Source organism: Neobacillus sp. BP17, assembly GCF_059579525.1.
On sequence record NZ_CM184198.1, the window covers coordinates 1,222,084 to 1,236,047 of the forward strand.

Below are 13,964 nucleotides of genomic sequence, written 5' to 3' on the forward strand. Positions count from 1 at the left end.
GAAGTTTCAAAAGATCAATAAGGAGCGGAGAAAATGCCTAAAACTGTTACTGTAAGAGACCTTACAATTGGGGAAGGAATCCCAAAAATCTGTGTGCCCATAGTGGCAGAGACCGCTGCACAATTAAAGGAAGAAGCAAATTTACTTAAAGATATCGACTTAGATCTAGTCGAGTGGCGTGTCGACTTTTTTGAGTATGTAGAAGATACCGAGAAAGTGAAAGAGGCACTGATTGATATTCGCGCAATCCTTCCTAATACACCACTCCTCTTTACTTTTCGAAGTCATAAGGAAGGCGGCAATAAGGAAATTTCGACTTCTTTCTACTTTGAATTAAACAAGATTATTGTAAAAACTGGCCTGGTTGATATCATAGATGTTGAATTATTCAATGATGAAAAGGCAGTAAAAGACTTAATTGGTATGGCTCATGCCGAAAATGTCCTGGTGATTATTTCAAACCACGATTTTCATAAAACGCCATCAAAAGAAGAAATTATCACTCGGTTAAGAAAAGCGCAAGAATTAGGTGGTGATTTACCGAAAATTGCTGTGATGCCCAATTGTACAGCTGATGTGCTCACCCTCCTAGATGCAACCAATACAATGAAGGAGCAATATGCGAATCGTCCGTTTATAACGATGTCTATGGCAGGTAAGGGAGTCATTAGTCGATTGGCCGGAGAAGTATTTGGGTCAGCTCTAACTTTTGGAGCAGCGAAAAAAGCATCTGCCCCTGGACAAGTGGGAGTTAAGGAATTAAGAAGCGTATTAAATCTTCTGCATGAAAGCCTATAAATCTTAAAAACACTCAGTTGAGTGTTTTTTTTAGGTTCTGAGAGGAAAAATTACTTTACAATCGAATTCATTCAGGTTAGTATGACTCTAAGTATATAAAGCCAATAGGAAAAGTGGGGATTGAAAGGTCATGACAGAAAATACTCGTTCCATACCTCGTCCACTTGTAAGAACAAACCAGTGGGTTATTGTCATAAGTGTTGTGTTAACTTGGTTGTCAGGTAGTAAGTGGTTATTATTGATACCATTAATTTCGGGTTTACTTGGATTGCTAGTTGGATTTAATCCGGTAATGTATGTTGCTAAATTATTCTTAAGAAAAGACTCGAAGTCCTATATCCCAGAAGATTGGGAGCAGCAGCAATTTAATCAGAAGTTGGCCGTATCGTGCCTTGGAATAGGCTTTATCAGTTTCTTACTTGGTTGGACTGCCCTAGGTTACGTGTTCACTATTCTTGTTACTGTCGCGGCGTTTGTAGCCATTTTAGGTTTTTGTGTTGGATGTTTCATCCACTTCCAATGGAACCAATATAAACATCGACGGAAAATGTCTCAATAAAAATAAATGCTAATTTTTAATGCAGTTTTAGTAGTACAGTGAACTTAACCGTTCACTGTCTTTTTAATATACATAAGAATGCATAAAAAATGTATAATTTTACTCCTATTAATGAAAGCGTTTACAAAAATAAAGAGGGTAATTTTCAATTAAAACAGAAAATTAAGCTATTTTTTCATTGAATATTTATATGTAAATATGTATAATAATTCATTATAAAAGCAACTTAGGAGTTGGATAAATTGAAGGCTGCAATTATTGGTGGTACTGGTTATGGAGCAATTGAATTAGTGAGGTTAATCAATAAACATCCTTTTTTGGAGATTGGTTCAATTGTTTCCAACTCACAATCAGGGTCTAGCTTTAGTGAAATTTATCCTCACCTATCTGAAGTTACTGATCAACCACTTGAAAAATTTGATGTTGATAGATTGTCTGAAAAGAACGAAATTGTATTTTTGGCTACACCTTCGGGAGTCAGTAGCAGGTATGTCCCACAGCTCTTAGAGACTGGAATTAAATGTATTGATTTATCTGGAGATTTCCGGCTCAGGTCGGGTGATATATATGAATCATGGTATAAGCATTCACCAGCAGAGGATAAATATTTGCAACAAGCAACCTACGGATTAAGTGAAATTTATGCAGAAAAAATAAAGACTGCTAACTTAATAGCTAATCCTGGCTGTTATCCAACTGCCACAACTCTAGGCCTTATACCAGCATTACAAACAAATCTAATAGATGAAAAATCGATCATCGTTGATGCAAAATCGGGAGTATCCGGAGCAGGAAGAGGACTTTCTTTAACAGCTCATTACTCCGAAATCAATGAAAACTTAAAAGCGTATAAACTAGGTGCACATCAACATATTCCTGAAATAGAGCAAGTACTTTCAGATGAAAGTGGAAATCAACTAACGATTTCATTCACTACACATCTTGTACCAATGACCAGGGGAATTATGTGCACGATGTATGTGAATCTTAAAGAAAAAATTTCAACGAAAAAAGTTATAGATTTATATAAACATTTTTATCAAGAGTCTCATTTTATAAGAGTGCGGCCTGAAGGGAATATTCCTTCGACAAAAGAAGTATCCGGTTCAAATTATTGCGATATTGGTCTTCATGTTGACGAAAGAACGAATCGACTTACAATCATATCAGTTATCGATAATTTGGTTAAAGGGGCCGCCGGGCAGGCCATCCAGAATGTGAATTTGATGAACGGCTGGGATGAGCGAACGGGGCTCACTGACATTCCGATGTATCCATAAGAAAATACTACCTTGTTAAATTGGGGAACGAAGGGAATTTGAAGGGGGAAATTAAATTGACACAAGCAACATCTACAAACGAAATCGTTGTTATAGAAGAAGGTAGTGTAACCTTACCAAAGGGATACAAAGCGGGCGGAATGCACTGTGGAATTAAAAGAAAACGACTAGATTTAGGATATATCGTTTCAGAGGTTCCTGCTACGGCTGCAGGAGTATATACAACCAACATCTTTCAAGCCGCTCCATTATTAGTCACCCAAGAAAGTATCGCGAAGGAAAACAAGGTTCAAGCCATTATCGTGAACTCTGGAAATGCCAATGCATGTACAGGGGAACAAGGATTAATGGATGCATTCGCGATGCAAAAAAGTTTTGCAAACGAGTTGGGATTACAAGACCATCTCGTAGCTGTTACTTCAACTGGTGTTATCGGAGAACTGTTACCGATGGATAAAGTGTTAACAGGTATAAAACAACTCTTAAATCCAGAGAATCAAGATGAAAATAACTTTAAAAATGCGATCTTAACAACAGACACATGTGTCAAACATATAGGAGTTCAATTTAAAATTGATGGAAAAACTGTTTCCATTGGGGGAGCATCTAAAGGTTCTGGAATGATCCATCCAAACATGGCCACCATGCTTGGATTTGTTACAACAGATGCAAACATTGCGCAAGAAGATCTGCTTGCAGCACTTCGAGATGTAACGAATCAAACATTCAATATGATTACCGTTGATGGTGATACGAGTACAAATGACATGGTCCTCGTTATGGCGAATGGATTAGCTGAGAATTCTCAACTAACAAAAGATCACCCAGAATGGCAAATTTTCAAACAAGGATTAAAAATTGTTTGTGAGTCACTTGCTAAAAAAATTGCAAGAGATGGTGAAGGTGCTACAAAACTAGTAGAAGTTCAAGTGAATGGCGCATACAGTCAAAACGCAGCAAGTGCAGTCGGCAAAGCAATTATATCCTCAAACCTTGTTAAAACTGCTATTTATGGAACAGATCCAAACTGGGGGAGAATAGTTACTGCTATTGGCTACAGTGGTGTAGCGGTTGAACCTAACACGGTAAAAGTGGCGATTGGACCTTTCACAGTATTTGAAAATGGTTTGCCAAGCCACTTTGTTGAAGAAGAAGTAAAAGAATACTTAGAATCCGAAATTGTTAAATTGAGTGTTGAATTAAACCAAGGTGAATATAGCGCTACAGCTTATGGATGCGACTTAACTTATGATTATGTGAAGATCAACGCATCCTACCGCACATAAGAGGGGGACGAAAGAATGAAATATATAGTCATTAAGTGCGGCGGAAGTGTGTTAGATAATCTCCCAAGGTCCTTTTATGAAGATATTGTCGCACTTCATAAAGGAGGCGAATGGACGCCCATCATCGTCCATGGCGGGGGTCCACTAATTACATCATTATTAAAAAATCTAAACGTTGACACCACTTTTGTGAATGGTCTAAGAGTAACCAATCACGAAGTATTAGATATTGTTGAAATGGTATTGAGCGGCTCTGTCAACAAACAAGTTGTCCGAAACCTTATCGAAGTTGGGGGCAAGGCGATTGGCATTAGTGGTGTAGATGGTTCACTATTACAAGCTGAACCAACTGAAAATGCAGATACATTAGGATTCGTTGGTGAAGTAATTGGTGTCAACCATAAAGTAATCGAAGGAATCATTGCCCAAGGTAATGTTCCAGTCATTTCACCGGTCGGCATCGATGCTGGCGGGCAGCGATATAACATTAATGGCGATATTGCTGCTTCAGCGATTGCCAAAGCATTGGGTGCAAATCTTTGCTTCATTAGTGATATACCTGGAATCTTGGTTGAAAAAAATGGTGCCAAGACAAAACTTGATAAAGTTTCAAAGGCAACCATCGAGGAACTGATCGATAATAAGACCATTTATGGTGGAATGATACCTAAAGTAAAAGCCGCCATTGATGGCCTTGTCCACAAAATTCCTGAAGTTAGTATTATCAATGGATCTGAAAAAAGCAGCTTAATAGATTATACGAACGGTAAAATGACCGGCACAAAAATTGTCTTAGAAGAGGGGATCGCGTAATGTCTATCAATAATTCCACCTCCCTGACCTCGCCAGTGATGGCAACATACAGCCGCTTCCCTGTCACTCTAGTTAAAGGGAAAGGGAGCTATGTATGGGATGAACAGGGAGCACAATATCTAGATTTCACTTCCGGTATAGCAACCTGTAACCTAGGGCATGTCCCAGATGTTGTAAAAGCTGCACTTGAGGAGCAATTGCAAAACTTGTGGCATTGTTCAAACCTCTATAATATTCCAAATCAGGAGAAGCTGGCAGCGCTTCTTACGGGTAAAAGCTGCGGTGACCAAGTTTTCTTTTGTAATAGTGGAGCCGAAGCTAATGAGGCAGCGATTAAATTAGCTAGAAGATATGCCCACAAAGTGAAGGGAAAAGAAGCACCTGAAATTGTCACCTTTCAGCAATCCTTTCATGGAAGAACGTTAGCAACCTTATCGGCTACAGGACAAGAAAAAATTCAGCAGGGATTTTTTCCATTAGTATCAGGGTTTAGTTATCTGCCATTTAATGATGAAGAAGCGTTGGAGCTGCTCTATACGATTGAGCCTGCAGCTGTTCTCCTAGAACTTGTTCAAGGTGAAGGTGGAGTCATCCCGGCAAACCAAGAATGGGTCAAAAAATTAGCGAAGATTTGTAAGGAAAGAGAAATACTCCTAATGGTTGACGAAATTCAAACAGGGATTGGCAGAACTGGTACCCTCTTTGCTTATGAACAATACGGAATTGAACCCGACATCATTAGTATTGCCAAAGGGCTTGGCTCAGGTTTTCCGATTGGAGCGATTATCGCTAATGAGGAAGCAGCCAAAGGTTTCGACCCAGGCAGTCATGGCAGTACTTTCGGAGGGAACCCATTAGCCACAGCTGCTGGAGTCGCAACGGTTACACATATAAATGACACGAACCTATTAAATCAAGCAAACGAAATGGCAACATACTTAGATAAACAACTGCATGTCTTGAAGGAACAGTATTCATTGATAAAAGACATCCGCGGACTTGGTCTGTTAAAAGGAATTGTTGTTGAATCGAATGCTCTAGAAATTGTTCAAAAAGCACTCGAAAACAACCTTCTGATTCTTACAGCCGGTCCAAATGTGGTAAGGATTTTACCACCGTTAACTGTTACATCGGAAGAAATAAATGAATTTATTAAAGCATTGGAAAAAACTTTCCAAAGTATTGAGAAAGGCGTGTGAGTAATTTGCAGAATGGATACCTTACTTTGGAAACGGGCGAAGTCTTTGAAGGAATATTAATTGGTGCCGAAAAAGACTCTCTCGGAGAAGTGGTTTTTAATACTAGCATGACTGGGTATCAAGAGATTATCACCGATCCATCATACGCTGGACAAATCATTACATTCTGTTATCCGATCATCGGAAATTATGGAATAAATGCAATGGACAATGAAAGTGTCACACCAGCATTGTCTGGGGTTATCATTGGTGATTTATGTGAAACACCAAGCCATTATCAATCCATCAATAAATTTTCTGAAAATCTTAAAGAAGCAGGAGTTCCCGGGATTGCGGGAGTTGATACTCGACTTTTAGTAAAAACCATTCGCAGCCGCGGGACGGTTAAAGGGTATTTAAGCAAAACAAAGAATAATGAAAATTTAGAATCAGATACTAACTCATTTTGGGTTGAGAAGGTATCAACCAAAAAAATTCAATATTTCAAAAACAGCGGTCCGCATGTGGTGCTAATGGATTTTGGATACAAAAAGTCAATTCTTAACGCCCTGCTGGATGAGAACTGTGCAGTTACCATTGTTCCATACAATACACCTTATGAAAAAATCCAAGCTTTAAATCCAGATGGTGTCCTATTGAGTAACGGCCCTGGGGACCCGATGGAATTGAAAAAGTGGTTTCCGGAAATAAAAAAGGTAAGCCAAAATTATCCTACACTAGGAATTTGTCTAGGGCATCAATTAATAGCCCTTGCATATGGGGCTAAAACAACTAAATTAGCCTATGGACATCGCGGCGGCAATCATCCAGTAAAGGAATTAATGACTGGAAAAGTGAAAATCACTGCTCAAAACCATGGATATGTTGTAGTTGATGAAAGTATTGACAGCAAAGTATTTGATATCAGCTACAGAAACGTTAATGATCGTTCGATTGAAGGTTTGAAGCATAAGAATTTTCCAATTCAAACTGTACAATTTCACCCAGAAGCCCATCCGGGGCCAAGTGATACAGAGTATATCTTAAAAGATTTCGTAAGTCAGATAGCATCAATGGGAGAGACAGTATATGCCATTAAATAAATCCTTAAAAAAAGTATTAGTGATTGGATCAGGCCCCATTGTCATTGGGCAGGCCGCAGAATTTGATTATGCAGGCACACAAGCATGTATTGCCTTGAAAGAAGAAGGAATAGAAGTTGTTTTAATTAATAATAACCCGGCAACCATCATGACGGATGAAGCAGTTGCCGATAAGGTATATATTGAACCGCTTAATGTGGAGACCATTGAAAAAATCATCAAGAAAGAAAAACCAGACGGAATTATTGGCACCTTAGGCGGCCAGACTGGCTTGAATCTAACCGTTGAACTTTACGAACAAAACATTTTAAGTAAATACAATGTGGAATTATTAGGAACATCTGTCGAGTCCATCAAAAATGGCGAGGATAGAGAGAAATTCCGTAGTTTGATGCTTGAAATTGGAGAGCCCATTCCTGAATCAGCTATTATTCACAGCTTCGAGGAAGGGGTATCTTTCGTTAAAGAAATTGGATATCCAGTCATTATTCGTCCCGCATATACACTTGGAGGAGATGGCGGCGGCTTTGCTTACAATGAAGAAGAATTTGAAACTGTTCTAAAAAAAGGCTTAGCAGCTAGTCCTATTCATCAAGTATTAGTAGAAAGAAGTATTAAAGGCTGGAAAGAAGTTGAATATGAGGTCATGAGAGATGCCAATGATACGTGCATCATTGTTTGCAATATGGAAAATATGGACCCAGTTGGCGTTCATACAGGTGACTCGATTGTCGTCGCTCCATCGCAAACATTAACAGATGTCCAGTATCAAATGCTTCGTGATTCTTCAATAAAAGTAATTAAAGAATTAAAGATTATCGGCGGCTGTAACATCCAGTTTGCACTGCATCCAGCATCGAATCAGTATTACATTATCGAAGTAAATCCACGGGTGAGCCGTTCATCAGCACTTGCATCTAAAGCAACTGGTTATCCAATTGCCCGGATGGCAGCGAAATGTGCGATTGGGTATCATTTGGATGAGATTGTGAACCCAATAACAGGTAATACGTTTGCCTCATTTGAGCCAGCGATTGATTATATTGTGGTGAAACTACCTCGCTTCCCTTTTGACAAATTTCCTGAAGCAGATCGAACTTTAGGAACGCAAATGAAGGCGACTGGGGAAGTAATGGCGATTGATCGGACCTTCGAAGGAGCCTTAAACAAGGCAATTCGCTCGATGGAAATGAATGTTTATGGGCTTTGTCTTGAGGGAAATAAAACAATGGATGAAAAGAACTTAATTGGACTTCTTGAACAAGCAAATGACCAGAGACTTTTCATCATTGCAGAATCCTTTAGAAGAGGAATTTCTTTTGAAAAAGTTCAACAAATCACCGAGATTGATTCATGGTTTTTACACAAAATTAGCTCAATCGTTACGTTAGAAGCGGAATTGGCGTCCTATAACTGGAGTGATGTGCCTGTTTCCTTGCTTAAACAGGCAAAACGAAATAATATCGCCGATAAGCTAATATCTCAAATATATGCCATTCCAGAGAAACAAGTAAGAAGCAAATGGAAAGAACTGAACTGGAAACCAGGCTATAAGATGGTTGATACTTGTTCAGCAGAATTTGATGCCGTCACTCCTTACTATTATTCTACCTGGCATGGATTTGACGAGGTTGAGGTAACAAGCAAGAAAAAGATTCTTGTTATTGGTTCAGGTCCGATTCGAATCGGGCAAGGAATTGAATTTGATTACTGCTCGGTACATGCAGCAAAAGCAATTAAGAAAAAAGGATACGAGGCAGTGGTTATTAATAATAACCCTGAGACAGTTAGTACCGATTATTCTGTTGCGGACCGCCTATATTTTGAACCACTCGCCGCTGAGGATGTGCTTCATGTCATCGATAAAGAAAAGGTCGATGGTGTATTGATCCAGTTTGGCGGGCAAACAGCAATTAACATAGCCCATGCATTAAAAGAAGAGGGAGTAAATATCTTAGGCACGACCGTGGAAAATGTCGATCGTTTAGAAGATAGGAAAGAATTCTATCAGCTGTTGGAGGATTTAAATATTCCACATATTGAAGGGCAGACCGTAACACACCCCGAAGAACTGAAAAAAGCAGCGGCTGCGTTAGGATATCCAGTTTTAGTAAGACCGTCCTATGTCATAGGCGGCCAATCGATGTTTACGATATTTTCAGAAGCGGAATTGAACCAATATATAGCGCAGCTTGAGAAAAATTCGCAAGCCTCCATGTGGCCTTTATTAGTAGATAAATATATACCTGGACTAGAATGCGAGATCGATGCCATCTGTGATGGGAAAAATATCGTCGTACCAGGGATTTTTGAACATATAGAAAAAGCTGGTGTTCATTCAGGCGACAGTATCTCAGTGTTCCCGCCAGTGTCACTTTCAGAAAAAGTGAAAGAAACATTAATTGATTACGCTGGGAAAATAGCTAACTCAGCACCGGTAATTGGAATAATGAACATTCAATTTGTCATCTATCAAGAACAGGTGTATGTACTTGAAGTCAATCCTCGTTCATCCAGAACGGTCCCAATTATGAGCAAGGTGACAGGAATACCGATGATCGAATGGGCGACGCGTGTTCAATTAGGAGAAACCCTCAGCGATTTATGTTCAACAAAAGGACTAATGGATGAACCAGATTATTTTTCGGTTAAATCACCGGTGTTTTCATCTAGTAAACTTAAAGGTGTCGACCATGTGCTCGGACCTGAGATGAAGTCTACAGGTGAAGCACTTGGTATGGGAGTTACCTATCAAGAGGCTCTTGAAAAATCTATTCCATCCCTAGGTGGTCAATCTGAGGAAAATTATCTTTTTTGTTCTATTGCCGATCGGGATAAGCAAGCGTCACTTCCAATCATGCAACAACTTGTAAAAAAACAATACAAGATTGCTGCAACAGAAGGAACAGCTGCCTATTTTCAAGACAATGGAATTCCTGTTGAAAAAGTAATTAAGGGCGATGATGAGGTCCTCGATCTTTTCCGAAACCAGTCCATGAAGGCTGTTATTAATATACCGAATCAAGGTCGAAATAAAATTAAATTTGGATTCCAGATTCGCGAGCATGCTGTTCGCTACAAGGTACCTGTATTTACACACTTAGATACAATTGAGGCGATTATCGATCTTGAAAAAGGTCCACGATCCGATTTTGGGGTACGATCTGTGAATGAATATTACAAGTTAGAAGAGAGAGGTGCTATTCATGGGTGAGGCGATTAATTTATTTGAAACAAGTAAAAAAACTATTCAGAAGCTGAAAGGAAAAGACTTCCTACAGCTTTCTGATTTCAGTACAGATCAAATCCTTTATCTATTAAATGAAGCAGTAGAGATGAAGAAACTCCAAAAACAAGGCAAACCACATCCGTATTTAGCCGGTAAGGTTTTAGGAATGATTTTTGAAAAATCCTCAACCCGTACAAGAGTATCATTTGAAGTAGGAATGTTACAGCTCGGAGGACATGCGATATTCCTTAGTTCAAAGGATATCCAATTAGGAAGAGGAGAAAGCATATCAGATACGGCTAAAGTGTTATCCCGTTATGTGGATGGATTAATGATTCGAACATTTTCACATGATTCAGTAGAGGAATTAGCTGAACATGCAACAGTACCGGTTATAAATGGCTTAACCGATCTTCAACACCCAACTCAAGTGTTGGCAGATCTATTAACAATACTAGAACATAAAGGGAAATTAGCTGGCTTAAAGCTATGTTATATCGGGGACGGTAATAACAATATGGCCCACTCGTTAATGGAGGGTGCCATGAAAGTCGGCATGGATATTAGCATTGCTAGTCCACCAGGCTATTTGCCTAATGGTAAAATAACCGAGGACGCCATTAAAGTGGGAAAACAAACTGGATGTTCACTGATCATTACAAATGATCCCCAAGAAGCGATTAAAGGCGCAGATGTGGTAGTCACAGATGTGTGGACCAGCATGGGTCAGGAAGAAGAAACAGAAAAGAGATTGAAGGCATTCCAAGGCTTCCAAGTAAATAATGAACTGTGCAAGTTTGCAAAAGATGATTTTATCTTTTTACATTGTTTGCCAGCACACCGTGGTGAAGAAGTAACCGCAGAGGTTATTGACGGTCCACATTCAGTTGTTTTTGATGAAGCAGAGAACCGCCTGCATGCTCAAAAAGCAATTTTAAAACTTTTACTAGAATAATAGTTTCTTTTTCTATGAAACTTGTTGTATAATAATTCTATCAGTTGGATAAAAATACAGACTTAGTAAGAGGAGAATTATAAAATGACAAAAGAAAAAATCGTTCTAGCCTATTCAGGCGGTTTAGATACATCCGTATCAGTAAAATGGATTCAAGAAAAATATGGTTACGATGTGATTGCATTGGGTCTGGATGTTGGCGAAGGTAAAGACCTAGAAGCAATTAAAAATAAAGCACTAAATGTTGGTGCAGTAAAAGCCTATATGATCGATGCGAAAGAATTATTAGCGAAGGAATATATTTTACCAGCCTTAAAAGCTAATTGCTTATATGAAGGAAAGTATCCATTATCATCTGCTCTTTCTCGTCCATTAATCTCTAAATTATTAGTGGAGATAGCAGAAAAAGAGGGAGCAACTGCTGTAGCCCATGGCTGCACAGGGAAAGGAAATGACCAGGTTCGTTTTGAAGTTTCTATTCAAGCTTTAAACCCAAGCCTAAAGGTCGTTGCACCAGTTCGTGAATGGGGAATGACTCGTGACGAAGAAATCAAATATGCAGAGGAAAACGGTATTCCAATTCCCGTTGATTTAGATAATCCATTCTCAATTGATGCCAATATTTGGGGCCGTGCATGTGAGGCAGGCGTGTTGGAAGATCCATGGGCTGAGGCACCAGAAGCAGCCTTCGATTGGACGAATCCAGTTGAATTAACTCCTGATACAGCAGAATATGTTGAAATCGAATTTGAACAGGGGGTACCGGTTGCTCTTAACGGTGAAAAACTTCCGCTTGTACAATTAATTGAAACGCTAAATGCGCTTGGCGGCAAACATGGTGTTGGCCGTATCGACCATATTGAAAATAGATTAGTAGGGATCAAATCTCGTGAAGTCTATGAAAACCCTGCTGCACTCATTTTAATCAATGCTCATAAAGAATTAGAGTTTTTAACATTAACTCGTGAGGTATCTCAATTTAAGGCCCAAGTGGAACAGCAAATGGCTAAAATCATTTATGAAGGACTTTGGTATTCTCCTATTAAGCCAGCCCTTGATGCATTTATTAATGAAACGCAAAAGACAGTGACAGGTACCATTCGCGTCAAGCTTCATAAAGGAAATCATACAGTTGTTGGCAGAAAGTCTCCATTCAGCTTATACAATGAGGAACTTGCAACATATTCTAAAGGCGATGCGTTTGATCATAATGCAGCCGTAGGATTCATTAAGATTTGGGGCTTACCGACGAAAGTCTATTCAGAAGTGAATAAAAAGGAATCTATTTTAAAATAATTCGGATTGCCCTCGAGTCCTTTTCGAGGGCTCTGTTATTAGGGTAGGGAGGAACATTACATGTCGAAGTTATGGGGCGGTCGTTTTACAAAAGAAACCAATAAGCTAGTAGAGGAATTTACAGCCTCAATATCTTTTGATCAAAAGCTAGCTAAGGAGGATATCGCAGGAAGTCTCGCTCATGTGCAAATGCTGGGAGAGTGCGGTATCATTCCCGTAGAGGATGCCGAGAAAATTAAGGATGGTCTTCTCTCTATAAAAAACCTGGTAGATAATCATGAGGTTGAGTTTTTAGTAAAAGACGAAGATATCCATATGAATATTGAAAAACTATTAATTGAAAAAATTGGTCCGGTCGGTGGGAAGCTTCATACAGGGCGCAGCCGTAATGATCAGGTGGCTACTGACATGCATCTGTACTTAAGAACAAAAACGACGGAACTTATTAAGTTAGTTGAAGATGTTCAACAGGCATTAATTAAGCAAGCGAAAGAGAATGTCCAAACCTTAATACCTGGATATACACACCTGCAGAGAGCCCAGCCTGTCTCCTTCGCTCATCATTTAATGGCGTATTTTTGGATGTTTGAACGTGATAAAGAGCGATTGATTGATAGTTTGAAGCGCATCAATTGGCTCCCGCTTGGTTCAGGGGCATTGGCAGGAACAACCTTTCCGATAAACCGTGAACGTGTCGCTGAGTTATTGGGGTTTGAAACGGTTTATCCAAACAGTATGGATGCTGTTAGTGATCGTGATTTTATTCTTGAATTTTTATCCATCGGTTCGATTATCATGACTCATATTTCCAGATTATCAGAAGAACTTGTCATTTGGTCAAGTCAGGAGTTTCAGTTTGTTGAACTGGACGATTCGTTCTGCACAGGATCAAGTATTATGCCGCAAAAGAAAAATCCAGATGTACCAGAGCTTCTCCGCGGTAAAACAGGCCGTACCTATGGCAATTTAATTGGCTTGCTGACCGTTCTTAAAGGCTTACCTCTAGCTTATAACAAGGATTTACAAGAGGATAAGGAAGGTATGTTTGATACCGTTGAAACGCTGGAAGGTTCATTAATGTTATTAGCACCGATGATTGAAACCATGACCGTTAATAAAGATATCATGCGGAAGGCGATCAACAATGATTTTTCTAATGCTACAGATATTGCTGATTATTTGGTAAGAAAAGGTCTGCCTTTCCGTGATGCTCATGAAGTAATTGGAAAAATCGTTTTATATGCGATTCAGAATAATAAATTTTTGCTCGATTTGAGCTTTGAAGAATATCAAGGCTTCAGTTCTTTATTTGAGGAAGATATTTATGTGGTATTGGCTCCAGAGCATGTGGTTAGTGTAAGAAATAGCTTTGGTGGAACATCACCAGAGCAAGTCGAGAAACAAATCAAGCTTGCAGAGGGAAAACTGCAGCGATAAAGATGAAATTCTAGAAGCCTGCCATTTGGC

11 protein-coding genes are annotated in these 13,964 nt (G+C 39.2%); all 11 read left to right on the forward strand.

All coding sequences use genetic code 11. The annotated features are described in order from the left end of the window. The first annotated feature begins 33 nt into the window (after positions 1-33). Positions 34-798: a type I 3-dehydroquinate dehydratase gene (gene aroD / locus AC4QJR_RS05775; RefSeq protein WP_496525606.1), complete on the forward strand. Its 765-nt coding sequence runs from the start codon at positions 34-36 to the stop codon at positions 796-798. Positions 799-928: 130 nt separating this feature from the next. Beyond that, a complete protein-coding gene (locus tag AC4QJR_RS05780; RefSeq protein WP_496525607.1) occupies positions 929-1,357 on the forward strand; it encodes a DUF4395 domain-containing protein in 429 nt (142 codons plus the stop codon). 242 nt (positions 1,358-1,599) lie between these two features. Further along, positions 1,600-2,637 (forward strand): N-acetyl-gamma-glutamyl-phosphate reductase, encoded by a 1,038-nt coding sequence (gene argC, locus AC4QJR_RS05785; RefSeq protein ID WP_496525608.1) that lies wholly within the window; start codon positions 1,600-1,602, stop codon positions 2,635-2,637. A gap of 56 nt (positions 2,638-2,693) precedes the next feature. Beyond that, positions 2,694-3,923, forward strand: coding sequence for a bifunctional ornithine acetyltransferase/N-acetylglutamate synthase (gene argJ, locus AC4QJR_RS05790; RefSeq protein WP_496525609.1), 1,230 nt, complete (start codon positions 2,694-2,696; stop codon positions 3,921-3,923). Between the two features lie 15 nt (positions 3,924-3,938). Beyond that, positions 3,939-4,736 carry an acetylglutamate kinase gene (gene argB, locus AC4QJR_RS05795; RefSeq protein WP_496525610.1) on the forward strand — a complete coding sequence of 266 codons (798 nt, stop codon included), beginning with the start codon at positions 3,939-3,941 and terminating at the stop codon, positions 4,734-4,736. Next, positions 4,736-5,935 (forward strand): acetylornithine transaminase, encoded by a 1,200-nt coding sequence (gene argD, locus AC4QJR_RS05800; RefSeq protein ID WP_496525611.1) that lies wholly within the window; start codon positions 4,736-4,738, stop codon positions 5,933-5,935. The genes argB and argD overlap by 1 nt, the downstream gene beginning before the upstream one ends. Before the next feature lie 5 nt (positions 5,936-5,940). Further along, entirely contained in the window at positions 5,941-7,017 is a 1,077-nt protein-coding gene (locus AC4QJR_RS05805) for a carbamoyl phosphate synthase small subunit (RefSeq protein WP_496526626.1), read from the forward strand. Next, positions 7,004-10,231 carry a carbamoyl-phosphate synthase (glutamine-hydrolyzing) large subunit gene (carB, locus tag AC4QJR_RS05810; RefSeq protein WP_496525612.1) on the forward strand — a complete coding sequence of 1,076 codons (3,228 nt, stop codon included), beginning with the start codon at positions 7,004-7,006 and terminating at the stop codon, positions 10,229-10,231. Before AC4QJR_RS05805 ends, carB begins: the two co-directional genes overlap by 14 nt. Beyond that, a complete protein-coding gene (argF, locus tag AC4QJR_RS05815) occupies positions 10,224-11,201 on the forward strand; it encodes an ornithine carbamoyltransferase (protein ID WP_496525613.1) in 978 nt (325 codons plus the stop codon). The genes carB and argF overlap by 8 nt, the downstream gene beginning before the upstream one ends. Before the next feature lie 84 nt (positions 11,202-11,285). Next, positions 11,286-12,497: an argininosuccinate synthase gene (locus AC4QJR_RS05820; RefSeq protein ID WP_098576249.1), complete on the forward strand. Its 1,212-nt coding sequence runs from the start codon at positions 11,286-11,288 to the stop codon at positions 12,495-12,497. A 60-nt stretch (positions 12,498-12,557) separates the two neighbouring features. Then, a complete protein-coding gene (gene argH / locus AC4QJR_RS05825; RefSeq protein WP_496525614.1) occupies positions 12,558-13,934 on the forward strand; it encodes an argininosuccinate lyase in 1,377 nt (458 codons plus the stop codon). Positions 13,935-13,964 lie beyond the last annotated feature (30 nt).

What these genes read in the sequence shown, in the direction of transcription:
- aroD (WP_496525606.1), top strand. Translation starts at nt 34, where the DNA reads ATGCCTAAAACTGTTACTGTAAGAGACCTTACAATTGGGGAAGGAATC.
- AC4QJR_RS05780 (WP_496525607.1), top strand. Translation starts at nt 929, where the DNA reads ATGACAGAAAATACTCGTTCCATACCTCGTCCACTTGTAAGAACAAAC.
- argB (WP_496525610.1), top strand. Translation starts at nt 3,939, where the DNA reads ATGAAATATATAGTCATTAAGTGCGGCGGAAGTGTGTTAGATAATCTC.
- argD (WP_496525611.1), top strand. Translation starts at nt 4,736, where the DNA reads ATGTCTATCAATAATTCCACCTCCCTGACCTCGCCAGTGATGGCAACA.
- carB (WP_496525612.1), top strand. Translation starts at nt 7,004, where the DNA reads ATGCCATTAAATAAATCCTTAAAAAAAGTATTAGTGATTGGATCAGGC.
- argF (WP_496525613.1), top strand. Translation starts at nt 10,224, where the DNA reads ATGGGTGAGGCGATTAATTTATTTGAAACAAGTAAAAAAACTATTCAG.
- AC4QJR_RS05820 (WP_098576249.1), top strand. Translation starts at nt 11,286, where the DNA reads ATGACAAAAGAAAAAATCGTTCTAGCCTATTCAGGCGGTTTAGATACA.
- argH (WP_496525614.1), top strand. Translation starts at nt 12,558, where the DNA reads ATGTCGAAGTTATGGGGCGGTCGTTTTACAAAAGAAACCAATAAGCTA.